Here is a 26,729-nt window from a genome sequence, read left to right on the forward strand (position 1 = left end):
TGAGGTGGCCGGACGGCCCGGGGCGGGGGAGTCGAAGGTCATGGACCGGACAGGTGGTTCGGCCCTGCCAAGGGGCCGCCATGTGATCCAGGATGAAACGCGACACCAACGGACGTTGCCATCCTCACGGGAGTTCCGACATGAAGCGACGCACCCTGGACCTGCTGTTCAGCATGGGCGGGCTGGGCCTGACCGTCCTGCTGCTCATCGCCGGCCTCGTCCTCACCACGAACGCGAACTTCGCCAACGACTACGTACGCGACCAGCTCGGCGCGCAGCACATCACCTTCAAGCCGGCCGACAAGCTGACCGACGAGGAGAAGAAGGCGGACTGCCTGGTCGAGTACGCCGGCCAGAAGATGACCACCGGCAAGCAGGCCGAGTGCTACGCCAACGAGTTCATCGGGCTGCACCTGAAGTCCATGGCCGGTGGGAAGACGTACGCCGACCTCGGCGCGCCGGAGAGCGAGCTGCGGGCCAGGGTCGAGCAGGCCACGCAGACCAACGACCCGGCCCTGGCCGACCTGCAGAAGCAGTTGGCGGAGGTCAGCGGCCAGCGGGAGACCGTGTTCAAGGGCGAGACGCTGCGCGGCATGCTGCTCACCTCGTACGGCTTCAGTGAGTTCGGCCGTAAGGCCGGGCAGGCCGCTCTGGTGACGTTCATCGGGGCGGGGCTGCTCCTGCTGCTGTCGATCGCCGGCCTGGTGCACGCCTTCCGCACCCCGGCCACCGAGGTGTTCGCCGCTCCCGAGCCGACGAAGAACCGCATCACCGCCTGACCGCTGCCGACCCGAGCGCCCCCGGTCTCCTCCACCATCCAGGAGGCCGGGGGTTCACGAGGGTAACGCCAAGCCCTCGGCCCCACGGACCGCCGCCAGGTTGACGAAAACAGGGCCTAGCACGGACCGGTCGGTTCGTGGAAGGGCCGTCCGCCCCGACTACTACAAGCGGTGGTAGATCGCACATTTGTCCTGATGAGAGGCGCTTTACCAGCGGGCCGCGCCTAGCATTCCGGCGTGATCATGAGGGAGAAGGACCACGCGTACGACTACCACGATCTGCTCGGCCTGCACCATTCCATGATGCTGCGCCGAAGAATGCGTGGGGACGGCCCGGCACCGGACGAGCGGGAGGCGTCCGCCGGGGCGCTGCTGGCGGCCTGGCCGCAACGAGTGGACGACCAGCGGCTGCTACGGGAGAGCCTCGCGTTGCTGGAGCCGCTCACCGACACGCTGACGTACCTGTACGCGGCGCTGTTCCGGGACGGACCGCACCTGAGGTCGCTGTTCCCCGACTCGCTCGCGGCCCAACGCGACCAGCTCGCCTGGTCGGTGCGGCAGCTCATCGAAGGGCTGGACCAGCCGGAGATCATCGTGCCGGTCTTCGAGGAGCTTGGCCGGGCGCACCGCAAGCTCGGCGTACGCGCCAGCCACTACCAGCCGTTCGGTGCGGCGCTGATGGAGACGCTGCGGGCTCGCGCCGGCGCCGCCTGGCGTCCCGACCACGACGACGCCTGGTCACGGGCGTACCGGTTTCTGGCCGGCGTGATGAGCAGCGCCGCCACGGGGGAGCTCTCCGCGCCGCCGTACATCGAGGGCACCGTGGTCCACCACGAGCTGCGCGGCCCCGACCTGGCAGTCCTGCGGGTACGCACCGCCGAGGCGTACGACTACCGGGCCGGGCAGTACGCCACGGTCGGATCCGGGCGGCTGCCGCGCACCTGGCGGTCCTACTCCATGGCCAACCCTCCCGGCGGCGACGGAGTGCTGGAGCTCCATGTGCGGGCGACAGGCGCCGGCCGGCTCAGCGACGTCCTGGTGCACAAGACCGCCGTGGGTGATGTGCTTCGGCTCGGCCCGGCGCGCGGCATCACGACCCTCGCAACCGCCTCGGGTAACGGCGTGCTGCTGGTCGCTGGCGGCACCGGTCTGGCCACGATCCAGGCGCTGCTGGGCGGGCTGGCCCGTACGGCCAGCCCGCCGACAACCTGGCTGTTCTTCGGCGCCCGCACCCGGGACGACCTGTACGATCTCGAATCGCTCCGCTCGTCCGCGGACCGCTTCCCGTGGCTCCGCCTGGTGCTGGCGGTCTCCGACGGTGACGCCGGCTCATACGAATCCGGCACGGTGGTGGACGTCGTGACCCGCTACGGCGGCTGGGGCGGACACGACGCCTACCTCGCCGGACCGGCGGCCATGGTCACGGAACTGGCCCACCGCCTGGCCGACCTCGGCGTCGAGCCCGACCACATCCGGTGCGACCGGCAGTAGGCTCAGCCGGAAACCGGCCCGGCAGGCGGCGTCCGCCCGCACCAGGATTGCCGGAGGTCGCGGTCCCTCCAAGATGGCTGTTCGACGGAGGGAGGGACTGACCGCTCGGGCCCGAACGTCGACGATGGAGCGACGGAGCCGCATCTCAGGCTCCGCAGGCACAACCGTTGCGTCGGATCTCTGCGGAACGATCGGTCGTCTTGACAGCAGATCTCGGCCACCTGAACGATCTCAGAACGGGATCACCTAACGCCAGCGTGGCACGGAAGGGGCTCGCATGCCGATCAGGAGCGGCTTCCTTCTATTCCCGTTCTCCGCGGCCGATCAGGGACGGATCAGCGCCCCGTCACTCACTGCCTCCGATGTCGCCTTCGCCGCGGCCCCGATCGCCGGCGGCCCATTTCCGCAGGCGATGCAGTTGGCGTTCCGGCTGACGGCCGGGTTACCACTGCCGCAAGTTCGGCCGTTGTTTCCGGGGCGCCTGCGCTTCATCCCCGATCCGGCGGCGCCGGGGATCACGCCGGAGCCCAGCGCCGTGCAGTTCACCTCCGCCGAGTACGCCAAGTGGCGCACCGTCGGCACGATCCGGGTCGCCGTGGATCTCGAAGCCGCCACCGCGATGAACGACCCCGCCGTGCGTGGCGGTCTGGAGATCCTGCCGGCCGTCGTGTGGTACGGGCCGGTCCGCATCTCCGAGGAATTCCTCTTCAATACGCTACGGACGGCGCTGCACCGGGGCCGAGTCGGAGGCACGCCGTCCATCCCACCGACCCACGCCAACTGGGCGCAGCACGCCGTCGCGCGATTCCTCGAGGGACGCTACGAGCCGATCCTGCGTCCCGGCGCGTCGGCCGCAGCCGACGACCGGATCGCCAACGCGATGCCGACCGTGCATCCCGTCGACGCGCAGTTGAATGTCGCGCTGCGGATCACGATGGCCAGCCGGCCCGCCCCGAAGGACGGCTTGTCGAGTGCGTTCAACGCCCTCACCCCGGGTATCGACCTCGACGACCCCGCCCATGCCGCAAATGGTGCCATCCCCGCCCGCCACGTGCTGCGGGTGCTGCGGCCGCAGCTCACCGACGGCGCCGCGGGCGCGGTCGTGCCGGATGCGGTCCTGGCGACCGGCGGCACCACACCGGTCTATCGTGCCGTTCGCTTTACCCGGGTCTGGAAACCGGTCGCCGACTGCTCGGTCCGCTTCCCCGCCCAACGGGTACGCGTGGCTGACGCCGCCGACACCGAGCTGGCGACCCAGCGGCTGCCGGCGCACGGAATGTTCTTCTGGAGTTACCCCGCTGACGCACCGGTAACTGACGTCCGCGTCTCGATCGTGGGCGGCATGCGGTGGATCGACGGGGCCGCCTCGGACGTGTGGCGGTTGCCGGCGGCGGACGCACCGATCGCCGTGGACTTCGCCGCCACGCCCGCCCCGCATATCCAGCTTCGGCTCCGGATGCGGGAGGCGATGCTGGTCGAGCCGCGCGACCGACCCGGAGGATATCGCTGCACGTTCATGTCGATGCGGCGTTCTGTTCGGGCGCTCGTGGACAACCGAATCTGTGGTGGCCGGCTGAACTTCGGGCGAAGCGCCACCAACGCGGAAACGATCCGGCTGATCAACGACGCCTGGGCCGCTCTGCCCGCTTCGGTGCATGCACGAGCGAGCATTCTGCAGAACAATCAGCCGTTGCCGAACAGCGAACCGGGTGTCGGCGCGACGCGGATGATCCCGGTGCTGCAGGCGTTCTTTCCCAACCCGGTTCCGGCCCAGAACATCGGCGGCAGCACCCACCGGACCACGATCTTCGACGGCGGTCAGCTGGCCCACCACCTGTGGCAGAGCCGAATCGATCTGTTCCACGCCGGTGGCACCAAACGCAACTTCCCCACCGCCCACATCGGACGCGGTGGTGCGGGCGCGTTGGTGGCGAGCGGCCTGGCCGCCAGCTACCACCTCGATCCGACCCGCAACGCGGGCGAGAGCGACGACGCCTACTTCGACCGGATCGCTGGCGGCATGCTGACCGGGCTGGAGCCGGGGGCGGTGCTGCAGTTCTGGTACGACGATGCGGACTTCGAGGGCATCAAGGCCACCCAGACCAGCGCCACCGCTCACGTCATGAACGAATACGGACATTCGCCGGTCTTTCTCGGCTACGTACGCACCGGCGGTGTCGTCACCGCCATCCGGATCATCGATCAGGGTGGCGAGCGGAACTGTGCCATCCAGGGACCTGCCGGTAGCCGGCGCATCGAGTGGCACGGCGCCGAACAGGCCATCTGGACCACCGCGAACTGGACGGAATGAGCATGGCCATAGAGGTGGACGGTCGGGCGCTGTACCCGCTCGGCGAGGCGCTCGCCGCCACGGACTTCCCGCTGGTCTCGATGCTGCCGCCCGACGCCTTCGAAGGGATCTACTACCTCAGCGCCGACGCCGCGTTCGACGACACCGCGCTGGTGGTGGCGTTCGAGCTGGCATTCGAGGGCGAGCTGGCGCTCACCCCGCCGGGCACCGACGCGATCGCCCTGGTCCTGGGCTCGGCCGGAGCAGGCTGGACCGGGGTTCGGGCAACCGTGACCATCGGCGCCGAGCCGTCGATCCTGCTCGAGGAGGTGACCCTGGGGCTGCGGCTGCGCGGCGACATCCTGCGTGACGTGGCCACCGGTGACCCCGCGTCGATCACCATCACCGCCGATGTGCGGGTGTCCGGCGACGGTTTCACTCTGGAGCGGTTCGAGGGCGCCTCGCTGGCACCGGCGTACGTCGCGGACACCGACATCGTGGTCGAAGCCCACGACGTGCGGCCCGTCTTCGGGGGGATCGACCCGCCGGGCTGGCTGAGTGAACGCCCGGATTTCCACGGACTGGCGATCGACCTGCTCTCCGTCACGCTGCCCGACGAGTACCTGCACAGTGACCCGGGGGCGGAGCTGCGGCTCGAGCTGAGCGAGGCCGCCATCGACGCCGAGGGGTTCACGGGCCGGCTGAGCGCCAGCGCCGACGCGCAGCATCCCGTCACCGGAACCTTGTTCGGTTTCCGGTACCGCTTCCGTACCTTCGAGCTCGACATCGACCGCAACACGGTGCGGACCGCGCGGTTCGGCGTCGACCTGCGGCTGACGCCGTTGGAGCAGGCCGGGGAGGAGAAGTGGGTCGCCGTCGATGTGGGGTTCGCCGCCGGCCGGCAGGTGAGCGGTGCGTTGTCCGCGGCCCAGCCGCCCGGCGCCTCCGACGATCCGCAGGACCTCGTCTCCGTCGAGTTGGCTGACGTGGCGAGGCTCGGACTTCGGGCCCTGCGCGTCGAGATCGCGGACGGCGTCGTACGCTTCCTGTTCTCCGGAGTCGTGAGCGTGCGGTTCGGTGCGCCCGCGATCACCTGGCCGACGGTCGAGTTCGACGAGTTCGGCATCGGTTCCGACGGCTCACTGATCCTGCCGGCCGGCGGTGTCCGGGTGCGGGACACACTGGTCGCCAGGCTCGGGCCGGTGACCTTGGGGGCCGGCCGCTTCGGCCTCGGCATGGGCGCCGACGGCGCGCTGGTGTTCATCCCGCCCACCGAGATCGTGGTGGCCATCGAGGCGCCCGCCGTCTCCGGCGGCGGCTTCCTCTTCTTCGACCCGGTCAAAGAGCAGTACGCCGGCGGACTGCACCTGCAGTTCGAGAAGCTCACCCTCAACGCGGTCGGACTGCTCACCACACGCCTGCCGGACGGATCGCGGGGCGTCTCGCTGCTGGTGATCGTCCAGGCGTCCGGGTTCACTCCGATCCAGTTGGGTTTCGGGTTCAGCCTCAACGCGGTGGGTGGCCTGCTGGGCATCAACCGCACCGTGGCCGTCGACGTCCTGCGCGCCGGGGTTCGCAACCGCACCCTGGACGCGATCCTGTTCTCCCCGGACGACCCGACACCGCGCGCCCCCCAGATCGTCAGCGCGCTCCAGTCGGTGTTCCCGCCAGCGGGCGGCCAGCACGTGTTCGGCCCGATGGCGCTGATCGGGTGGGGCGCTCCGGTCACGCTGGTCACCATCGAGCTCGCGCTGATCCTGGAGCTGCCGTCGCCGGTGCGGCTGATCGTTCTCGGCCGGATCCGGGCCGCGCTGCCCGATCCCGATCACCCGATCGTGGCCATCAACCTCGACGTGGTCGGTGTTGTCGACTTCGACCGCGGTGAGCTGTCCGTCGACGCCACCCTGTACGACTCGACGGTCGGGCCGTTCGCGCTGACCGGTGACATGGCCGCGCGGGCGAACTGGGGCGCCAACCCGGACTTCGCCATGGCGCTGGGCGGGTTCCATCCGGCGTACACGCCGCCGCCCGGCTTCCCGGCGCTGCGCCGCCTGACCCTGGCCCTCTCGACGGGGAAGAACCCGCGGCTTCGGATGGAGACGTACTTCGCGTTGACGTCCAACACGGTCCAGGTGGGCGCCCGGCTCGAGTTGGCTGTGGAGGTCGGTGGGTTCAGCCTCGAAGGCAACCTCGGGTTCGACACCCTGATCCAGTTCGCGCCGTTCCGGCTGCTCGCGGAGATCTACGCGCAGCTCGCGCTCAAGCGTGGCGCGACCACCCTGATGGGTCTGAACATCCACGTGTACCTGACCGGACCGTCGCCGTGGGTGATCTGGGGCGAGGCCACGTTCAAGATCTTCTTCGTGAGTTTCTCGCTGCCGTTCCGGGCACAGTTCGGCCGCGTACAGGACGTACCGGCCGTGCAGCGGCAGGAGGTGTGGCCGATCCTGCGCGACAGCCTCACCGCCGACGCCAACTGGAGCGCACAGTTGCCGTCGCAAGGCAGCCGGCTGGTGGTGCTGCGCGACGGTGCGGGGGACGGCGAACTGACCGCGCATCCGTTGGGCACGCTGACGGTCTCCCAGCAACTGGTGCCGCTGCAGCGGACCCTGGGCCTGTTCGGCTCGGTCCCGCCGAAGGACTACGACCGCTTCGCGATCGTGGCCGCCGACGGACTGGACATCGTCGGCGTGGCCACCGAATATTTCGCACCCGCGCAGTTCCGGCAGATGAGTGACGCGGAGAAGCTGGCAAGCCCCGGCTACGAGCGAATGATCTCCGGCGTCCGCCTCGCCCCGGACACCGCGATCGCCGTCGGATACGTCCAGGACATGCCGCTGGACTACGAACAGTCGGTCATCCTCGACGTCGACGAGCCCACCGCCGAACGGCTTGACGAGCACTACACCCCGAGTGGCGGGCAGGTGGCCGCCATGGCCCAGCACGGGCCCGCCGGCATGGCGCCATCCCGGGAGCAGGGGCGGGCGAAGTTCGCGCCGCCCGTGCCGGGGCCGGTCGTGGCCGACCCCACCTACGTGGTGGTCGACCGGGACACGCTCACCCCGGTCCCGCTGGACGGGCTGGACGGCAGCTACACCGCTGCCGCGGAGCAGCTGCGCGGCCGGGCCGACCGGGGCGAGCTGCAAATCGTACGGGCCGAGGAACTGGAGCTGGCATGACGGACCCTGCGGGCAGTTACCGGTTTCTCGCCTGGTCCCGGCAAGGGCTGGCCGCGGCCATTCCCACCCAGGACGCCGCGCCGGCCCATGACGCGGCGGTGCGACTGCCCGTGGCCCTCACCGTCGCGCGAGGACAATCCGGCACCGAAGGCATCAGCCGGACGGTGCGCCTGTACGGCCCGGGTGACGTGGTCGGACTGGACACCAGCCAGATCATCCGCCGGGAACCAAGGCCGGGAACCACCGACTTCGAGCCCAACTACTTCCCGTTGGTGGAGTTCGACGCTCCGGAGCTGCCGTGGTTGCTCAGCCCGCAGCCCGGCGGCGACCGGCTGCGCCCCTGGCTGACGCTGGTGGTGCTGCGGCGGGAGGTCGCGCAGATCGTGGTGGACCCGCGCCGGCCGCTGCCGTCGCTGCGCCTGACCGCAGGCGACGCCCGCGACGAGCTACCGGACCTGACCGAGTCGTGGGCATGGGCCCACGCCCAGATCGCCGGGGGTGCCACCGCGCCACAGCAGGCGCTGGACGGACGGTCACCCGAGTTGACCCTGTCCCGGCTGGTGTGTCCTCGCCGGCTACAGCCGCACACGGCGTACGTGGCGTGCCTCGTGCCGGTGTACCGGGCCGGTGTGCAGGCGGGCCTCGGCCAGCCGGTCGTCCCCGACGCCGAGTTGGCGTGGCCGCCACCGGGCGGCTGGCAGGACGCGACGGGGAACGTCGAACTGCCGGTGTACGACCATTGGGAGTTCACCACGGCCGAGGTCGGGGACTTCGAGACCTTGGTACGGCGGTTGCGTCCCCGTCCGCTCGGCGCGGACGTCGGCGCATTGCCGGTCGACATCTCCGCCGCCGGCCCCGACCTCGCCGACCTGGCGTTGGCCGTACCGACCGTGTTGCCGTTCGAGGGCGCGCTCACCTCACCCGACCTGCCGGCCCGGGAATGGCCGCCTGGCGTGCAGGAACCGGTTGCGCAGCGGCTGGAGGAGCTGATCGAGGCGCCGCCCGGGGTGGACCTCACCGTGCTGCGCCCACCCATCTACGGCGCGTACCAGGCCGGCACGCCGGACGTGCTGCCGGAGACGGGCCGGCCTTGGCTGCGGGAGCTGAACCTGGACCCGGGTTGGCGGGCGGCAGCGGCCCTGGGGGCCCGGGTGGTGCAGGACAATCAGGAACAGCTGATGGCCTCGGCGTGGGAACAGGCCGGCGAACTGGAACGGGCCAACAGCCTGCTGCGCCAGGCGCAGTTGGCCCGGGCGACGGCTGCGGCGGTCCGCGACAAGCACCTGGACGGGCTGCCTCCCGACACGGCCGTGCGGGTCACCGCGCCGGTGCACAGCCGGGTCCGCCTCACGCCCGACGGGTCCCCGCCCGACCCCGGTGCCCGGCACACCCTGCGAGCCAGCGTGAAGGCCAGCGTCTTCCCGCCGGCGGCGCTGTCCGCGCCGTTTCGTCGCGCGGTTCGTCCGGCGGGTCCGCTGGGTCGCCGGCTACCCGGCTCGGCCCGGGACGCCACCGCCGAACTGGCCGCGGGATTGTCCCGGGGCCGACTGCGGGTGCCGATCCGCCCACCGCGGGGCGGCGCCGACTTCGACGAGGTGGGCGACCGGGCCGGTGGCCAGAACCGGCCGCGGATGCTGCACCTGCGCGAGAACGTGCCGCATGCCGGTGGCTGGCGGAAGATCGCGGGAGACGACGCCGATGGCGGCTTCTACGTCGGCGATGACCCCTACCCGCCGCCCCCACCACCCGACGCCGACCCGGCCGAAGGCGCAGGGGACGTCGAGGGGCGGCCTGCTCTCCTGACGGCAGAGGCGGCGAACCGGGTGGCCGGGCTGCTGCTGCCGGCGGACGACCGGTGGCAGATCGACGAGCCGGGACGGCGTGGGGATCGGCTCCTCGGCATCAACAACCGGTTCCAGGCCGCCGCGGAGTTCCTGCTGCAGCACCTGCCCACCACCGTGGCGGCGCTGGCAGCGGCGGGTCCCGAGCTCAGCCTCCCCGCGGTCGCGGCGGCGCTGGTGGACGCGGGCGGACAACTGGAGCCGGACACGAGCGTCGCCCGCGAGGTGGTCGGCCTCGTACCGGCGGCACCCGCCACCGGCGATCCGCTGCGGCCCCGCGCGGCGGCGCCCCGGTTCCCACAGCCGATGAGCGGACCGCTCGCCGCCGTGGACCGCCAGATGATGCTGCCCGGGATCGACGGCATCGCCGACGACAGCGTGGCGGTCCTGGTCGGCAACTCCCGCTTCATCGAGGCGTACATGATCGGGCTCAACCACGAACTCAGCCGGGAACTGCTGTGGCGAGGATTGCCCACCGACCCGGGCGGAACCTTCGCCGACCGGTTCTGGGACGTTCGGGGAAACCCCGACCAGGCCGGCGACCCGCCGTCGCAACTATCACCGATCGAGAGCTGGACCGCGGACCTCGGCGACAACGCCACAGCGGTCGGCGGTCCCGGCATGCTCGTGCTGATGATCAGAGGTCGGCTGCTGCTGCGCTACCCACACACCGTCGTGTACGCCGCCAAGGCGGTGCCGAAAATCGACGCCACCGGCGCGCCGGTCCCCGGCCCTGACGGCAGGCCCATACCCACCCCGGGCCCGATACAGCGCTACCCCCAGTTCCGCGGCACCATCGACCCCGACGTCACCTACCTGGGCTTCGACCTCACCGTCGATGCCGCACGCGGCGGCGACGGCGACCTCGGCTGGTTCTTCGTCATCCAGGAACAGCCCACCGCCCCGCGGTTCGGGCTCGACGAACCACCCGGCCCGTCGCCGACGACACCGAACAGCTGGTCCGACCTGGACTGGTCCCACGTGAGCCCCGCCGGCTCCACCGTCACCCACGCTGCGGTGGCCGGGCCGCTGGCGACCACACCGACGACTCTGCCCGTCCTTTCCGGTCGTGCCCTGCCCACCGCCACCTGGGGCGCCGACGCCGCACAGATGGCCGCCATCACCTACCAGCGGCCGATGCGGGTCGCGATCCACGCCCGTACCGCCCTGCCCAACCCATGATCATCGAGCCTGTCGGGCCGCGTCTGACCGGGGCAGCCAACTCCTGGGAGACCCGGCCCGCCGACGCCCGCCAGCAGAAGCCGAGGACACCGTGACCAGGCCGCCGCAGAAGCCGACGCCGGCAACCAAACCCACACCTCCGCCACCGCCGGCGCTCACCCGGATCAGCGCGCCGGCCCGCCCCACCGACCCCGCACAGGCACTGCCCGGCGACCACCTCGTCGCCACCGGAACCGGATTCGGCTCCGGCACCGACACCGCGGCGGCCGTGCTCGTCAGCACCGACAGCGGTTCGACGATGTCGGCACGGATCATCACCTGGGCCGACGGGCAGATCCGGTTCGCGTTCCCCGACGCCACCGGAGCCCCGGGGCCGAAACAGGTGCGGGTACGCACCGGCAACGGCACGAGCGCCGCGATGAGCGTGACGCTGGAGGACACCCTGCGGCTGTCCGCCGCGCCGGTGTCGCTGCTGCCGCTGGGCGTGCAGACCCGGTTCATGGCCGACGGGCGGGAACTGTGGGTACGGGTCCTGCCCGACGTGGTGCACGTGAACAGCCACGACGAACGGCTCACCGCGGAGGAGGCCCAACTCGGACGCCGCTACCGCGACGCTGGCGGCGACCGCGACGACGTCTGGATGGACCTGACGACCCGGTTCGGCGCGCCGCGCGCCGAATGGATCGTCCGAGCCACCCTGGCCGGGACGGTCGTGGTGCGGGACAGCCCGTGGGGGCGGCCGGCCCGTACCCGACTCCTGCCCCGGCGGCTGTACGCGACCGCCTACGACGACGCGGGGAACGTCATCGCGCAGCAGCACGGCCAGCCGATCCCGTTCGAACTGCCCATCGGTCCGGACCTGACCGCTACCGCCGGCGACCCCAGCCGTGACCCGGGGATGAGCTGGATGGTGGACTTCGACGAGGCACACGCCCGGGGCATGGCGATGAAGCTGCGGCTGCCCGACCCGCCACCGGAGCGGATCGCCCGACTCGTCGTCGTGGGCGCCGAAACGTCACTCACCCCCGACCAGGGCGCCCGTGAACTCGCCGACACCCTCGCCGCGCACCGGTACACCCGAGGGCTCGGCTTCCTCAACGAGGGCACCCCGACGAACCTCACCCCGGACGCCGGCACCGGCCCCGGTGACGTCACCCGCCCACCGGACACCCCGACACCAGTGGCGGAGGCCGGCAACGCCGCCGCCACCGCGTGGACACTCGGACTCGCCGTGGACGACGTCGGGGTGTTCGCCGCGACGCCGTCCGCTGACGACGGCGCCGCCCTGCGCCGCGCCCGACGCGACATGAACACCGCCCTGTGGCCGGCGACCTTCGGGTACTTCCTGGCGCACATGTTCGCGCCGGTCGTCCCGCCCGACGCCGTCGAACCCGTGCGCGAGCACTTCACCGACTGGGTACGTGGCGCCGGCCCCCAGCCGGTGCTGCGCGTCGGCGAGCAGCCGTACGGTCTGCTGCCGGTCCTGCCGCTGGACCAGTGGGCACCGGGCGACGAGCCTGCCCCTGTCGCCACCCTCGCGATGTTCCTGCGCGACTCGTTGCGTCCGGTCTGGAGGGCCTCCGTGGCGTCGGTGCCCCGCATCGGCGACCAGCCCCCCGGCGGAACGTCCAGCGAGAACCCGCTGCTCACGGTGCTGTCGGCGCAGCCCACCTCGGTGAGTTTCCGCGGCCGCAGCGTACTGACCATGTCCTTCGTCGACGCCGCGTGGCGATTCATCGGCAACCGCCTGTCCACCCAGTGGCGCACCGAACAGGCGTCGCTGGCCCGCGCCGCCCTCGACGCGCACGGTCTGCCCGAGGCCCACCCGAACCTCGAGCAGACGGTGTTCGCCGCGAACTACTTCCCGGTGCCGTTCCCGCTGGTGCAATCCGGTGGCGACCGGTCCCAGCCGCCGACCACCGACTGGCTCACCCTGCTCCGCGAGGCCGGCTGGCGGGACCTGCGCGAGGACGCGTTCCCGCTGGACGAGCGGCCTCTGCTGTACCTGCTGCTGCGCCACTCCCTGCTGGTGGCCTACCTGTTCGCCGCCGCGCAGCTCGAACCGGTCGAGCCATGGCACGGCGGCGAACCCAGCATGTACGGCATCGACGAGATCGACGACAATCTCGCCGCGCCCCGTCCCCGGATGGTCTGGGAGCGGCTCACCGCCACCTCCGCGACCGGTGTCGCGAAGGGTGACCTGCTCGACGCCAACCCCCAACCGCCGCTGGCCACCGTCCAGGCGGCGATCGAAGGGCTCGCCGGCGCGCCCGTGCACGTCCTGGAGCAGGTCGCTGCGGAAACCCTCGACCTGTGCGCGTACCGCCTGGACGCGTGGATCACGTCGTTCGCGCAGCGCCGGCTGCACGCCCTCCGGGGCGACCAGGGCGCCGGGGGAGTTCACCTGGGTGCGTACGGCATTGTCGAGGACATCCGCCGCGGCGACGGCGGCACCAGCGCCGGCTACGTCCACACACCCTCACCGGCGCACGCCACCGCAGCGGCGATCCTCGCCAGCGGCTACCGCTCCCACCCCGACGGCAGCGGCCTACGCCACCCCTTCGGGATCGACCTGTCATCCGAACGGGTGCGGGCGGCCCTGTCGCTCCTCGACGGGGTCCGCGCCGGCCAGCAACTCGGCGCCCTGCTCGGCTACCGCTTCGAACGGCTGCTGCAGGAGAGCGGCCTGGCCCGGTTCATCGACGACTTCCGGGCCCTGGCCCCGCTTCCGGTCACCGGCACCGCTCCGCCCGGGACAGCCGCGGAGGCCGTGGCAACCCGCAACGTCGCGGACGGCCTCGACCTGCACCGCCGGTGGGTGGCCGCCGGCCGCGTACCCGCCCCCGGCTGGCCGGCCAGCGATGCCCTGCAGCCGGTGTTCGCGCAAATTGACGACGCCGTGGACGCCCTGGGCGACATCCTCCTCACCGAGGGCGTATTCCAGTTGGGCCGGGGCAACGCCGACCGCTCCGCCGCCGCCCTGCGCGCCGCCGCCCACCCCGATGGTGCACTGCCGGAACTGGAGGCCATCTACACTCCGCACTCGGGCACCGCCGCCACCCACCGGCTCGCGGTGCTGTTGCCCGGTGACCTCCCCGCCGCGCCCGGCTGGGCCCCGGACGCCGGGTACGCCCGTCGGGCGGCCGCGGAACCCCGGCTGGACGCATGGGCCGGCCGGCTGCTCGGCGACCCGAAGCGGGTCCACTACCGCGTGCGTTACCTCGATCCGGCCAGCGGCGACGTGCTCGACGAACAGGAACGCCGACTCGACCAGCTCACGCCGGCGCTGTCCCCGCTGGACCTGGTCTACGCGGCCGTGGCCGCCGAGCAACACCAGCTGTCCGAACTGGAGCAGCGCATCGTCTACCACGCGGCTCGCACGAGACCCACCACCATACCGGCGGACGCCCGCATCCAGGTGACGGCAAGCCGGGAACCCGAACTCCCACACAAGGTCGGCCTGCTCGAACTGATGGAGCTGGCGCAGGCGGTGCGGGAGACCATCGCCGGCGCGCGTCCCATCACCCCGGACGACCTGTCCCTGCCCGAAGGGCCCGGCACCGCCGTCGTCGACCTCGCCGAGCTGCGGGCCCGAGCCGACGGGGCTGTAGCCGCGTTGCACACCGCGGAGACCGCCCTGGCCAGCGCCATGGCCGTGCCCGCCGGCGAGCCGATGCGGGCGGCGCTGCTGGCGGCCAGCGCACTGGGCGTGCCGGGCGCAGTGCCGGTGTCCGCGTCCGGTGACACGCCCTCGGCCCGGACGGATCTGCTGACGCAGGCCGCGGTCGTCGCCACGGAGGTGCGCCGCCGGCTCAACCAGCTCGACGGGCTGCCCGCACCGACACCCGACGACACAGCCGGCAGCGTTGCTGACGCGCTCGCCCGGCTGCGTGCGGTCTTCGGCAGCGACTTTCGGGCCCTGCCCCGCTACACCGCGCCGCCAGCCGGAGACCCGGCCCAGGTCGACGTCGGGTTCCCCACCACCGAGACGCTGCTGGCGGGCGACCCGTTCGCCGCCACCCGCTGGTTCCAGCAACTCGCCAGGGTTCGTGACGGTGCCCAACGTCTGGGTGACCTGATGCTCTACGCCGACGCGCTCGGCGGCGTCGACCCGCTCGCCTTCGCGGTTGCCCAGCTTCCCGCCACGCCGGGAGACCGCTGGCTGGGCCTGCCGTTCGGGACCACACCACCGAAGGGGCAGGTCTCGGTCGTGGCGCTGCTACCCGCCGGCAAGCTGCGCCCGGCCGCGACGCTGACCGGTCTGATGATCGAGCAGTACAGCGAGGTGCTGCCCGCGCGGGCGAAGACCACGGGTCTGGCGCTGCACTACGACCAGCCCAACGCCACGCCACCGCAGGCGATCGTCGTCGCTGTGCCGCCACGGCCGGGCGAGGAGTGGACCTTGCAGACCCTGCGCGCGACGGTCGAGGACACCCTCGACCTGGCGAAGCTGCGGATGGTCGACCTGGATTCGCTGCAGGAGGCGGGCCAGTTCCTGCCGGCGACATACCTGGCCTACAACGGCAAGGGGGTCACCGTTGCCACCGATTTCCTGGCCGGCAGGGGAGTGCCGCTGGCCTGACCACGCGTCGCGCCCCGGCAACCGCCCATCCGCTCACCCGCACGATGCCTGAAAGGGACCACAACATGCCTGACGCGCCGCGGCTGGATACCGTCACCCCGGCGTCGGCACCGGCCGGGACCCCGCTCACCTTGGCCGGGACCGCCTTCGGCGACCGTACGGAAGCCTCAGCCGTACGGTTCCGCGTCCCCGACGGGACAGCCGCGCCGGTGATCGGAACGGTCGACAGTTGGTCCGCCACCGGCATCGTCGTCCGCGTTCCGTCGCTGGTGTCGTTCGGATCCGGCGGACCGCTCGAGGTTGTCGTACACACTGACGCGGGCGACAGCGCTCCAGCGCCGTTTGTCATCGAGGAGGCGGCTCCACCGGCGATCACCACCGTCGACCCGGCACGCGGACTCGAGAACACCACCATCACCGTCACCGGCGAACGCTTCGGCCGGCGCGGCGCCGGCTCGACGGTCCTGTTTCGGGCGCCGGGCCCCCGGGACGTGCCGGCGTTCATCGAGGCGTGGACCCCGACGGCGGTGACCGTGCAGGTCCCCGCCCTCACCGCGCTCGACGGCGCCGGTGACCGCCCTCTGGTGATAACCACCGCGTGGGGGCGTACCGAACCGGCGGCCTTCCTGCTCGGCGAACTGCCCCAGGTGACCGGCGTGGTTCCGTCCATCCCGGCACCTGGCGCCACGATCACCGTGCAGGGTCGGGCGTTCGGAACTGCCGACGCCGGCAGCCTCGACCTGGTCGCCGTCTACGCCACGCCTGATCCTCGGCCGCCACATGCCACCGCCCCGACGATCCTGTCCTGGACCGACACCGAGATCCGGGCGGAACTGCCCGACCTGCACGGTCTGCTCACCACTGGTTCCCGCGACGTCATCGTCACCAGCGAATGGGGACCAAGCCTCCCGAACCAACCCAGCCGCATCCTGATCGAGAGCCGTGCCTCGATCACCTCCTGGACCCGGCTCGAGCCGCACGCCCGAACCTCAGACCTGCAACAGGGGCTGCAGCTCGGGCTGCAAGCGCAGGTGTACGACGCGCTGTGGCTGCTCGGTAGGCAATGGCAGATGAGGGAACTGCGCGGTAGCGACGCCGGCTCTCCGGTCGCGGTGCGGGTGGAGGGCATCTCGACCCCCCTGGCCCGCTGGCGGCCCGCCAACGGCCAGCCCGACGACACACCAACGGGTGTGCCCCTGGAAGCCGTCGTGGAACGGGAGCGGGTCATCCCTCCGACGGGGTCCGCCTCCGCCCCGTTCGACGACCTGCGGCTGGCCGCTGAGGCGGGTCTGCACCTGCTGCGTCTGATCACCGCGAACCTACGCGACGCGCGCAAGAGCGACGACTACCGCGCCCGGTTCCTTCGCGCTTTCCCGCTGCAGCCACCGGCCGATCCGGCAGCGCTGGACACACGCAGCCGCCGCTTTCTCGCCGTCACCGCCGGTCGAGCACCCGACGGTGGACGGATCTATGCCGCCTACCAGGGTGCGCTGGGCGCGAACCCGACCCTGCCGAACCAGCCACCGATCAACGGTAACGACCGCGTCGCCGTCCTCACCGCCGTTCGGAAGTGGTACGCCTGGTGCGCCGAGCTGTTCAGCGAACCCGTGGCGGACACCTCCGCCTGGGACCGGCAGCGCATGGAGTACGCATTCGCTGCGGGCTCCGGCGATCTGCTGCTGGCCGCACCGGAACACGACGGTGGGCACCTCGACTGGTATTCCTTCTCCCGACGAATCCCCACACCCGCGACATCCCTGGGCGCACCTGCGATGGGGCGGGAACCGGAGGAGTTCACCCGCGTAGCCATACCGAATCCGGTCAGCTATCCCGGAATGCCGATGCCCCGGTGGTGGGAGCTGGAGGACGGCCGGGTGGACTTCGGCTCGATTGCGGCCGCGCCGAGCGACCTGCTGACTCTCGTCCTCGTCGAGTTCGCCACCGTGTACGGCAACGACTGGTTCACTGTGCCCCTGGACGCATTGACCGTGGGGGCACTGTGTGAACTGACGTCGGTAACCGTGACCGACGCGTTCGGGGTATCGAGAACGATCAGCCCGTTTGGCGACGGGGCCGGCACCGATTGGCGAATGTTCGAGCTCGCGAGCGACGACGGCGCGGCGGACGCCGGCAATGCCATGCTGCTGCTCGACGCGCTGCCGACAACCCAGGAATCCCGTCCGCTGGAGGATGTCCTGCTGCTGCGCGACGAGATGGCGAACATGGCCTGGGCGGTGGAGAAGACCGTCCAGAGCCGCACCGGCCGCCCGCTGGATCTGCACGAGAACGAGGTGACCCGGCGGGCGGGGCGACAGGGCCCCGACGGCGACGGCCCTCGGCGTTACCTGCTGCAGACGCCGGTACCCCGCAACTGGGTTCCGCTGCTGCCCAGGTTCGACCGCGACGGGACCGGTAGCGTCACCGGGCGATGGCTGGCGCGGGGCGCCATGCGCGAACCAGACGGTGGCGCCGCCATCCCACCGCGCGGAAGACTCCTCGAACCTGGTACGCCGTTGGAAATCTATGACGAGGAGGTGCCACGGACAGGGGTGAGACTGACCCGACTGTGGACGTTGGGTCGGTCTGCGGATGGCCGGAGTCACCTGTGGCGGGCACGCCGCAAGGGCCCGGGCCGCGGCGAAGGCTCCAGCGGCATCCGGTTCGACACCACAACAGGGGCGTAAGAGCGACCAGAATAGGGCGGTCTCAGCGGAATGCTGTGCGACGCCGGGTGGACCGTCCAGGCCTTGCGGCGGTACGGACGATGGCCGGGCACGCCAGCGTGACCACGACCATGAACGTCTACGTGCGCGTGACGCGGCGGCATCACGAGCCGGTACGGCAGATCGTCGGGGGACTTCCCTGGCGTCGACGAGCTGACGGCCGCCGGACGGTAGGGCGGCCCGCACGGCGCAGCGGGCGCGAGCCAGTGGGGTTGGCTCGCCGCTCGCTGTCGGCCCCACCGCGTGAAGGCCTCGGGGCTCCGCCCAGAACCCGGCCCACGTCAAGTGAAACTACGGTGTGCCCGTCGGGACGCTGGAATCGCATCACCGGGGCACCCCGGACGATCCCGTGCAGTACGCGAGCAGCGCCTCGCGGCTGTCCGGCAGCCCGTACTCGTCAACGAGCATGGCGACGTTGCCGAAGTCCTGCCCGTCGATCAGCCAGGGATTCGGTGACCGGCTCAGCACCTCGACGAGCCGTCGTTGTCGCGGCGCCAACGCCGCAGCGGGCGTCGCCGCCGGCAGCGGCCCATCCGGGAACGCGAGGCGCAACGCCACTCCCAGCACTGTCAACGACTGGTCGCCGCTGACGGTGGGCAGCCGGCGGAGCAGCGCGTCGAGGGCGCGGTCCGTGTGCTGGGGGCCGAGCTGCCGCAGGGCGAGTCCGGCGTACCCACCCAGATCTCCATTGAGGAACGGCACCCACCCCGCGTCCGCCGGCGGGTTCACCGTGTCATCGGGCGGGACGGCCGTCCAGGCCAACAGCTCGTCAACGGTCGCCTCGTCGGCCTCCGCACCCAGAACCCGGGCCCGCCCGATCGCGGCGGCCCAGCGGACCAGCGGGTGCGGGTCGGCCAGCAACCGGACGTCTGGCGCGGCGCCAAGCAACCCGGAGGCCACCAGCATGGTGGCCACCGTCGCGGGCTCCGGTACGACCTCCGCCAGGTCGGGCTCCAGTCTGGCCGCGATCGCGTGGGCAAGCGTGGGCAGGCTACCGGTGGCCTCCTCCGGGAACCAGGCGAGGGCGTGCGCCGCCCCGGTTCGCACCCCCGGATCAGGGTGGCCCAGCAGGCTACGGAACAGCGGCACCCCGGCCCGTACCGCGTCGTACACCGCCAGTTCGATGTAGGACCACAGCCGGTTCTGCTCCTTGGCGGTCAGGGACTGGACGTACGCGTACTCGACGTACTCCTTCTTCGCCTCGTCCTCGCCGGTCCAGGGGGGTGGCTTGGCGGCGAGCAGCTCTCGCCCGCCTTCGGCGGCCCGGCGGTAGTCGGTCACCGGGAAGCCGTCCGGCAGGAAGTTCTCGTCGTAGCCGACCGCCAGGGAGGTCAGCAGGGCGAGTATTGCCGCCGGGTCCGGAGTGGCGGGGTCGGCGAGCAGTTCCAGCAGGAACGGCACTGCGTAGGCGCTCGCCTGGTACCGGCTGCCCTGGTGGAAGATGTTGGTGTACAGGGTGCCGAGGGCGTTGTCTCGTTCAGCCGGATCGGGCGATCGCAGGGCGCGGATCTGGCCGGGCACGTCGTCGGCCGCCCCGTAGGCGTGGCCGAGCCGCCGCCACTCGATGTCATCAAGGCATTCGAGCATGCCCTATGTTCCCCGTCGTGCATACCGGCGTGCGGGTGGGGGCGTCGCCCCGGACGCCGGGGCAGGTGGGGACGCTCACGGGCGTCGGCCGGGGCGAGCGAACCGTGTACGGCGATGAGCCCATCCTTTCATCACCACCTGGCGTCGAGGTGTTCAGCGCCTGATCACCCCCCCCTGGAGGAGAGCAACACCGGGTGCTGCTACGCCCTCCAGGACAAGGTCTGGGTACGTGGCCCTGGCAACGAGCCCTGGGAGGTCCACTCCGTCAAGGCCGACTCTCCGCAGTTGGAGAAGACCGCCGAGAGCGACCGCGTTAGTCAGCCCCAGGACGGGGTACGCCCTCGCGACGCGTGTGGAGGCCAGTTGAACCCGGCCGTTTCTTGCCGGCGACCCATCCGAGAGGAACAACGGTGTCACACGAGTATCGCAAGAACCCCGAGGCAATTTCTCGACTGTCGGCGGAGCAGTACCGAGTCACTCAGGAAGGCGGGACGGAGCCAGCCTTCGACAACGCCTATTGGGACAACAAGGAGCAGGGTATCTACGTCGATGTCGTGTCCGGTGAACCCCTGTTCGCTTCTGTTGACAAGTACGACAGCGGTACCGGCTGGCCGACTTTTACCATGCCGATCGAGCCGAGAAACGTGGTCGAGGTCCAGGACTCGAGCCTCGGCGTGGTCCGCACCGAGGTCCGGTCGGCACACGGGGAGAGCCACCTCGGCCATGTGTTTGACGATGGTCCCGCGGAGACTGGCGGGTTGCGTTACTGCATGAACTCAGCCGCACTTCGGTTCATTCGGCGCGACGACCTCGAGCATGAAGGCTATGGCGAGTACCGCAAAGTGTTTGAGCACCCGGACGGCGGAGCGAAGCGGTGACCGACACGGCTGAGAAGGCGATCCTGGCTGGCGGCTGTTTCTGGGGAATGCAGGACCTCATGCGAAAACGCGCCGGCGTGCTCGCCACCAGAGTCGGATCCGCCGGCGGGGACGTGCCGAACGCGACCTATCGGAGAAGGGCCCCGGCCGTGGCCGGGGCCCTTCCGTTCGTCTGGTGGATCAGTAGACGGTCACGCCGTACGCGTTGGCTGCTTCGCGTACAGGCTGGTAGAAGGTGGTGCCGCCGGAGCGGCAGTCACCGCTGCCGCCAGAGGTGATGCCGAGCGCCTTGGTGCCGTCGTAGAGCGGGCCGCCGGAGTCGCCCGGCTCGGCGCAGACGGTCGTCTGGATCATGCCGCTAACGGTGCCGCCGCCCTTGCCGACGTAGCGGACCGAGACGTTCAACGCGGTGACCGTACCCCTGTGGGTGCCGGTGGTCGACCCGGTGCGCGTGACGGACTCACCGACGAAGGCGTCCGCGACGGTGAACCCGCCGGGGTGGGTCAGCGAGGTGTTGTCGTAGCGCACCAGCGCGTAGTCGTTGCCCGGGAAGCTGGAGCCGACGGTCGGGCCGATGAGCGTGGTTTGGCTGGAGTTGGTGTACCAGGTGTCGGCCACGTCCCCGCAGTGCCCGGCGGTCAGGAAGTAGTAGGTGCTGCCGCTGACGACGTTGAAGCCGAGCGAGCAGCGGTACCCGCCGCCGTAGATGGCGTTACCGGCGGACAGCAGGGGGGTGAAGACGCCTGGGGCGCGCTCGATCCGGATCGCACCAGCCTTGTCTCCGGCGCTCTGCTTGATCTTCGCGATCTCGGCACGGGAGACGGTGCTGTCGGCGGTCACGACGACGCGGCCGGACGCCTCGTCCACATGCCAGGCGATGCCTTCGACGCCCGATCGTTGCACCGCGTCGTTCACGGTGGCGAGCTGACTGGCGCTGTAGTCCTGGGGGGAGGCCGCTGCGGCCGTCGCCGGCGCGAAGGCGGCGGTGGCGAGCATACCGACGCTTACGGCGAGCAGCTTGGATCGGAGGATGTGGCGGCGGGATGGCGAGGGTTTGAGGCTCACTGTCTCCTCCTCGGAGGTGATAGGGCCAGATGGGTGTTGGCCCTGTGAGACGCCGTTAGGTGACGCATCGGCTGGTCAGTCGATGTCGTCCTCCTGACACGCTTTCGTCAGTATCGGAGTGCATCAATCAATACGCAAGATGCATCGTCACGAATGAACAAGGTCCAAGGCCGCGCCCGGGCTGACCGTGATCACCGAGCGGCCACCTTCGGTGCCAGGACCAGAATCTGCGGCGCGACCGGGACGAGGACGGTTGGTGATTCCGGCGAGCCCGCCAGCTCCTACTCCGAGCACCGCCTGGGCGTGATGCTGGAACGGCAACTCAGAATCGACAGCTCCAACTTCCGCGGGATCGACGACGTCTCGGTACGTTTCATCCACGACGCCGTGCCGGAGGACCGGGCGGCTGAGACGGTCGCGAAGGTGTTCGTCGAGGCCGACATCGCCCTGAGCGGCTTTCCCCGTGCGGGACTCCCCGTTGGCCGGTGGCCTGCCGAAGCGCTGCGGCTGTCTGGTCGGACTCAGGGTGGTCCGCCACCCTGCGGCAGGACCATCCGCTGTCCGAGATTGCGCGGTGGGACCTGACCCCGCGCTCGCGTAGCGGTACCGCGGGCCCTGGGCCAACTCGCCTTGCCGTCGGTGGACGGATGTCAGGGCGTATGCAACGCGGTCGGCCTCGGCGGAGGGGTCTGCCGAGCTGTCCGGCTGCGGCCATGGCCACATTCGGACAGGCCGGACCAGCGCTCGCGACGACCACGCGTCCCTATCCTGGCACCCGTCCGGCCCAGAGAAGATCACTACCAAGCTGCCCCGGCAGGCGATGATCAAGGAAGCGCGGCATGCCATCGATACACATCACATCCCTGCGGGGGCTGGGTGAGGCGTTCACCAAGCACTCCGACCAACTGGACCGGGACACCAGGCAGGTGCTGCTCGGGCTGGCCCTTCCCTCCGAGGTGTTCCCGGCGTACGCGGTGGGCGCGCCGACGGACTACGAGCAGGTGCGCTCCGGCGTCGAGGACGTCACCGTCGCCATGGGAAAGATCTTCGACACCATCGGCGTCGCGCTCACCCGGGTCGCTGCCCACTACGAGGAGATGGAAGAGCAGCAGGGCAGCGGATTCAGCTACCGCGACGGTTAAGAGTTCGGCGGGGCTTGAGATTCGGACCACGAGTACTTGACAGGGGAGGGGCCCGTGCAAGAGGGCACACAACTGCTGGACGACGACGCTGACGACAGCAAGGCCTGGCAGGCCGTGCTGTTCGACGTCAACGGAGTGTTGGCCGCGTCCTTCCTTCCGGATGCGATCGCCGCGTCGGCGGCGACGTTCACCGTCGGACACGCGTTGGTCCTGCCCAACGTGGTCGATCCCGAAGCGTGGTTCCGCAGTTCGGGCTCGTGGGGCGAGCTCAAGAACGCCTACGACCGCATGCACGGCGACCTGGAGAGCAGGATTGCCGAGGCGAAGAGCCGCTGGCAGGACAGCGCGGCCAACGAGTTCAACGGGTTCGTGACCGGCGAGTTGCAGCCGATCCTGAAGAGACTTTCCGAGACCTGCGCGTTGATGGACTCCGCCTGCTTCCAGATGGGCGCCGGCGTGACGGGCGTCATCGCCTCCTACCTTGTCGCCGCCGCCAGCGCGGCGGTCGCGGCCATGGCGGCGAACGCCTCCGGCCCGGCCTCGCCCGCGGTGAAGATGGCGATATTCGCGGCCTGGGCCGCCTTCGTCGCCGGCCTGATCGGCCTGTTCGTTTCGTTCGTCGCGGTGCTCTGGTCGACTTCCAAGACCGTGAGCGACGCGTACGACGCGCTGGCCAACAAGCTCGGCGAGAAGGACGGGCAGATCGACGCGGGCAGCCTCACCCTGCCCGAACCGGTTCGGATCGTGATCTCGAAGCCGCAGGAGTGGGAGAAGCAGCAGTGACGGATTGGATGGGGACGATCGGCGGCTCGGCGCGGGAGGCTCAGCGGCAGGGCTACACCGGGGAGTCGATGCGGCGCGTCACCGAGACGGTTGACGGCTTCGCCGCCGAGATCGCGGCGCTGACCGACGAGTCGGCCGAGGGCTGCGACAGCCTGGGGCTGGTCGCCGCCCGCGTCACCGGCGACTACCGGGTCGAACACGTCTACATCAGCCCGCAGGCGATGGCCGCGCTCGACGCCACGGAGCTCGGCGCAGCCTGCCAGGAGGCGATCGCCGCAGCCCGTACCAGCATGGGCGAGCGGCTGACCCAGCGCCTGGCCGGGATCTCCGGCGACGCGGACATCCCGCCGCCCATGGACCTGAACGAGGCGTTCGACCAGTTGCGACTCGCCGTCGAGCGAATCCGGTGATGGACGTCGAATCGTTGCGCCGCATCTGCGGCGACATGGTGGCGGCGATGACCCGGGCCGCCGAGTTCGCCGAACGGGCGCCGCATGCCGAGTACGAGGCCACCTCCCCGGACGGCGAGGTCACCGTCCGGGTGTCCGGGGCGAAGGAGCTGCTGGAGATCTGGATCGACAGGCGGGCGAAACGGACCGTCGACAACCTCACGCTCGGCGAACTGGTGACGCAGACGATCCGCGCCGCCGAGCTGCGGGCCGATGACGCGCGGGCGCAACTGCTCGACGGAACGTCCATCGGCGGGTTCGCGGTCGGTGACGTCGTGCGCGACCCCGGCCAACTGCTGTCCCGCTTCCAGCCCGGGCGCTGAGCCGCACCCGTCTGCGGGACGGCGCGGTCCACGAGCATTCAGACGGCCGCCGGATTGCGGCCGCGACGACCGATCGACCATCCCGGCCTCACCGAGCTCGGTCGCCTCCCGATTGCGTTTGACCTGGCTACGGCCTACGTGGCGCCAGACGCCGCCGTCGGAAATCTGGCCGAGCCGCGGAGGTGCGATGAACGCTGCGAAGGAGCGGTTCACCGAGCTGTACGAGCGTCATCACGGTGACGTGTGGCGGTACGTCGCTCGGCGGCTCGTCGCGTCTGACGTCGGCGATGTTGTCGCTGAGGTCTTCCTTGTTGCATGGCGACGTCTGGACAAGGACCGCCAGCCTCCGCGGACGGGGCCGAGGTCGTTCGTCCGGTAGGGAGTGGTGCCAGGTCGACTGCCGGCCCCGAGGACGGTCGCGATGTGGCGCGGTCGGTCAAGTCGTTGGCGCGCACGTCCAAGACTCGACCGGCGTCGGCGAGCAAACTTGTGCCGTCACCCCGCTACACGCGCCAACTGTCTCGGAGGACCGTTATGGGTAAGCTCGTCGTCTCGATGTTCACGACACTGGACGGTGTCATTGAGCGACCGGATCGCTGGGCGTTCCAGTTCGCAAGTGCCGACTCGATGGAGCAGGGCCTGCGCCAGTTGCACGACGCCGAGGCGTTGCTGCTCGGCCGCGTCACGTACGAAGGGTTCGCCGCGTCCTGGCCGAACATGACCGACGAAGCGGGCTACGCCGGCAAGATGAACACGATGCCCAAGTACGTGGTGTCCACCACCCTGGACGAGCCCACCTGGAACAACACGACCGTCATCGCCGACGACCCGGCCGCCCGGATCGGGAAGGTGAAGACCGACCTGAACGGGGATCTGCTCGTCTTCGGCAGCAACGCGCTCGTCACCCGGCTGCTGCCACACGGGTTGATTGACGAGATCCGCCTGGTGACCTACCCGGTCGTGATCGGGGACGGCACGCGCCTGTTCGCCGGCGGTGACGGGATGGCGTCGTTCCGGCTGCTGGATACCGCCACCTTCCAGTCCGGCGTCGTGGTCCTGACCTACGCACCGGTCAACGAGCAGGACGCGGCTGCGGCGGCGGCCTGAACGACGTCGCCGGTGAAGCGAAAGCGTCACCACGTTCGGAGCCGGCCGGCTTGGCCCGGGGCGGCGGAGCGTCACCCACGGGTACGAATGAGCCGGCGGCACGAACGCCTTCGACCGCCTGTGTGCGGCGTCCTGCCGCCGGCTCCGGGCCGACTACCTGCTGGCCCCGATACCCGCATGGACGTGAACCACCCGCAGGCCGACGGTCCGGTAGTGGTCGACGGGCACCTTCCTCATGTCGACGCGTCCACCGAACCGCGGTTCGGCGCGGCGGAGCGAGGAGCGCACCTGCCGGTTGCCGGTGCGGCAGCGAGCACCGCGCCGAGAGTTGACTGGCGGCGACAGGGTTGAGCGACATGCGCCGGTAGTCGCTGGGTGGCACGCCGAAGGCGGCCCGGAACAGCCGGCTGAAGTGCGCTGCGTCGGATAGACCCCACCGGGCCGCGACGGCGCCGACCGCCACGCCGCTCTGTGCCGGATCGGCGAGGTCCTTGCGGCAACGGTCGAGGCGCCGCTGGCGGATCCAGGCACCGACCGAGGTCTGCTCCGGAGCGAACAGCCGGTGCAGTTGGCGCAGCGAGACGTGGTGTGCTGCGGCGATCACCGCGGGCGTGAGGTCGCTGTTCCCCAGGTGCTGCTCGATGAAGGCCTTCACCTGGAACAGCAGTGCCTGCTGTGACGACTCGACCGGGTCGGGATACCCGGTGTACTCGGCGAGCGCGGTGCCCAGCAGGTCGAGCAGGATCGGTGCCAGCCGTGCCGCGGTGGTCGGATCGTACTGGCCGACTTCCCGGGCGATGCGACCCAACATCGGGGCGAGCAGTCCGCCGACCCCGGTTGCGGGCACCGCCGTCGCGGTGAGCCCGGCAACCATGCCCGGCCGGACCGGGAGCAGCCCGCGCGGAAACCCGATCACTGCCAGCTCCACCGCGTCGGTGTAGACCAGATCGTACGGGCGGCTGAAGTCGTAGACGCCGAACGTGTCGGGGGCGAGGACCGTCTCCCGGCCGTCCTGGGTCAGGCGCGGGTGGCCGCTGATCGGCAGTACCACACGGTACAGGTCCGCGTCGCCCTTGCGAATCAGGCCGGGCGTTCGGTGGACACCATGGGGCGTGCTGGTACGGACATTCGCCACGCCCACGTCGCCCAGCTGGCCGGTCGTGATTTCACCGTGCAACGGCACATCCGGGTCGATCCGCATGTCCAGCGGGCCGAGGGTGTCGCAGACGATGGACCGCCACCGTTCGCGCCGCTCGGCTGCCGGTGTGTCCGCGGTTCTGACGACCGTGAGCACTGATAGACCTCCCTGACTCGTGCCGTAACGGTAG

Annotated in this window: 18 protein-coding genes; 15 read left to right on the forward strand and 3 right to left on the reverse strand. The window is 70.7% G+C overall.

Features of this window, described 5'->3' with window-relative positions; all coding sequences use genetic code 11:
- Window positions 1-140 precede the first annotated feature (140 nt).
- From ABT006_RS11370 to ABT006_RS11400, 7 genes are all read left to right on the forward strand, one after another.
- Entirely contained in the window at window positions 141-779 is a 639-nt protein-coding gene (locus tag ABT006_RS11370) for a hypothetical protein (RefSeq protein WP_350705294.1), read from the forward strand.
- Between the two features lie 243 nt (window positions 780-1,022).
- The gene (locus tag ABT006_RS11375; protein ID WP_350705677.1) at window positions 1,023-2,270 is read left to right on the forward strand and encodes a globin domain-containing protein; all 1,248 of its coding nucleotides are present in this window, start codon (window positions 1,023-1,025) and stop codon (window positions 2,268-2,270) included.
- Between the two features lie 277 nt (window positions 2,271-2,547).
- A complete protein-coding gene (locus ABT006_RS11380; protein WP_350705295.1) occupies window positions 2,548-4,581 on the forward strand; it encodes a hypothetical protein in 2,034 nt (677 codons plus the stop codon).
- Between the two features lie 2 nt (window positions 4,582-4,583).
- Window positions 4,584-7,739 carry a DUF6603 domain-containing protein gene (locus ABT006_RS11385; protein ID WP_350705296.1) on the forward strand — a complete coding sequence of 1,052 codons (3,156 nt, stop codon included), beginning with the start codon at window positions 4,584-4,586 and terminating at the stop codon, window positions 7,737-7,739.
- Window positions 7,736-10,762, forward strand: coding sequence for a hypothetical protein (locus tag ABT006_RS11390; RefSeq protein ID WP_350705298.1), 3,027 nt, complete (start codon window positions 7,736-7,738; stop codon window positions 10,760-10,762). The genes ABT006_RS11385 and ABT006_RS11390 overlap by 4 nt, the downstream gene beginning before the upstream one ends.
- 91 nt (window positions 10,763-10,853) lie before the next feature.
- Window positions 10,854-15,344, forward strand: coding sequence for a hypothetical protein (locus ABT006_RS11395; RefSeq protein ID WP_350705300.1), 4,491 nt, complete (start codon window positions 10,854-10,856; stop codon window positions 15,342-15,344).
- A 65-nt stretch (window positions 15,345-15,409) separates the two neighbouring features.
- A complete protein-coding gene (locus ABT006_RS11400) occupies window positions 15,410-18,028 on the forward strand; it encodes an IPT/TIG domain-containing protein (protein ID WP_350705678.1) in 2,619 nt (872 codons plus the stop codon).
- 363 nt (window positions 18,029-18,391) lie between these two features.
- On the opposite strand, the gene ABT006_RS11405 is transcribed toward ABT006_RS11400, so the two are convergent.
- Window positions 18,392-19,654: a hypothetical protein gene (locus tag ABT006_RS11405; protein WP_350705302.1), complete on the reverse strand. Its 1,263-nt coding sequence runs from the start codon at window positions 19,652-19,654 to the stop codon at window positions 18,392-18,394.
- Window positions 19,655-20,064: 410 nt separating this feature from the next.
- On the opposite strand from ABT006_RS11405, the gene msrB reads away from it, so the two are divergent.
- Together msrB and ABT006_RS35085 are read left to right on the forward strand one after the other, a co-directional pair.
- Window positions 20,065-20,532 (forward strand): peptide-methionine (R)-S-oxide reductase MsrB, encoded by a 468-nt coding sequence (msrB, locus tag ABT006_RS11415; RefSeq protein WP_350705304.1) that lies wholly within the window; start codon window positions 20,065-20,067, stop codon window positions 20,530-20,532.
- Window positions 20,529-20,810, forward strand: coding sequence for a peptide-methionine (S)-S-oxide reductase (locus tag ABT006_RS35085; RefSeq protein WP_502890909.1), 282 nt, complete (start codon window positions 20,529-20,531; stop codon window positions 20,808-20,810). The genes msrB and ABT006_RS35085 overlap by 4 nt, the downstream gene beginning before the upstream one ends.
- Here the strand turns inward: ABT006_RS35085 and ABT006_RS11425 are convergent.
- On the reverse strand, window positions 20,713-21,597 hold the full coding sequence (locus tag ABT006_RS11425) for a S1 family peptidase (RefSeq protein WP_350705306.1): 885 nt from the start codon (window positions 21,595-21,597) through the stop codon (window positions 20,713-20,715). The two genes, ABT006_RS35085 and ABT006_RS11425, sit on opposite strands and share 98 nt — an antisense overlap.
- A 153-nt stretch (window positions 21,598-21,750) precedes the next feature.
- Here ABT006_RS11425 and ABT006_RS11430 point away from each other — a divergent pair, with 153 nt between their 5' ends.
- From ABT006_RS11430 to ABT006_RS11455, 6 genes are all read left to right on the forward strand, one after another.
- Complete coding sequence (locus ABT006_RS11430; protein ID WP_350705308.1) at window positions 21,751-22,182, forward strand: hypothetical protein; 432 nt, start codon at window positions 21,751-21,753, stop codon at window positions 22,180-22,182.
- Window positions 22,183-22,436: 254 nt separating this feature from the next.
- Window positions 22,437-22,739 carry a hypothetical protein gene (locus ABT006_RS11435; protein WP_350705310.1) on the forward strand — a complete coding sequence of 101 codons (303 nt, stop codon included), beginning with the start codon at window positions 22,437-22,439 and terminating at the stop codon, window positions 22,737-22,739.
- A 114-nt stretch (window positions 22,740-22,853) separates the two neighbouring features.
- Window positions 22,854-23,522 (forward strand): hypothetical protein, encoded by a 669-nt coding sequence (locus tag ABT006_RS11440; RefSeq protein WP_350705311.1) that lies wholly within the window; start codon window positions 22,854-22,856, stop codon window positions 23,520-23,522.
- Window positions 23,519-23,932 (forward strand): YbaB/EbfC family nucleoid-associated protein, encoded by a 414-nt coding sequence (locus ABT006_RS11445; RefSeq protein WP_350705313.1) that lies wholly within the window; start codon window positions 23,519-23,521, stop codon window positions 23,930-23,932. Before ABT006_RS11440 ends, ABT006_RS11445 begins: the two co-directional genes overlap by 4 nt.
- On the forward strand, window positions 23,932-24,294 hold the full coding sequence (locus tag ABT006_RS11450) for a YbaB/EbfC family nucleoid-associated protein (protein ID WP_350705315.1): 363 nt from the start codon (window positions 23,932-23,934) through the stop codon (window positions 24,292-24,294). The genes ABT006_RS11445 and ABT006_RS11450 overlap by 1 nt, the downstream gene beginning before the upstream one ends.
- A 423-nt stretch (window positions 24,295-24,717) precedes the next feature.
- Window positions 24,718-25,401 (forward strand): dihydrofolate reductase family protein, encoded by a 684-nt coding sequence (locus ABT006_RS11455; protein ID WP_350705317.1) that lies wholly within the window; start codon window positions 24,718-24,720, stop codon window positions 25,399-25,401.
- On the opposite strand, the gene ABT006_RS11460 is transcribed toward ABT006_RS11455, so the two are convergent.
- On the reverse strand, window positions 25,367-26,695 hold the full coding sequence (locus ABT006_RS11460) for an AraC-like ligand-binding domain-containing protein (RefSeq protein WP_350705319.1): 1,329 nt from the start codon (window positions 26,693-26,695) through the stop codon (window positions 25,367-25,369). The genes ABT006_RS11455 and ABT006_RS11460 overlap by 35 nt on opposite strands.
- Between the last annotated feature and the right edge of the window lie 34 nt (window positions 26,696-26,729).

Origin of the sequence: Micromonospora sp. NPDC002717, from assembly GCF_040295705.1 — a bacterium.
Taxonomy (GTDB): domain Bacteria; phylum Actinomycetota; class Actinomycetes; order Mycobacteriales; family Micromonosporaceae; genus Micromonospora.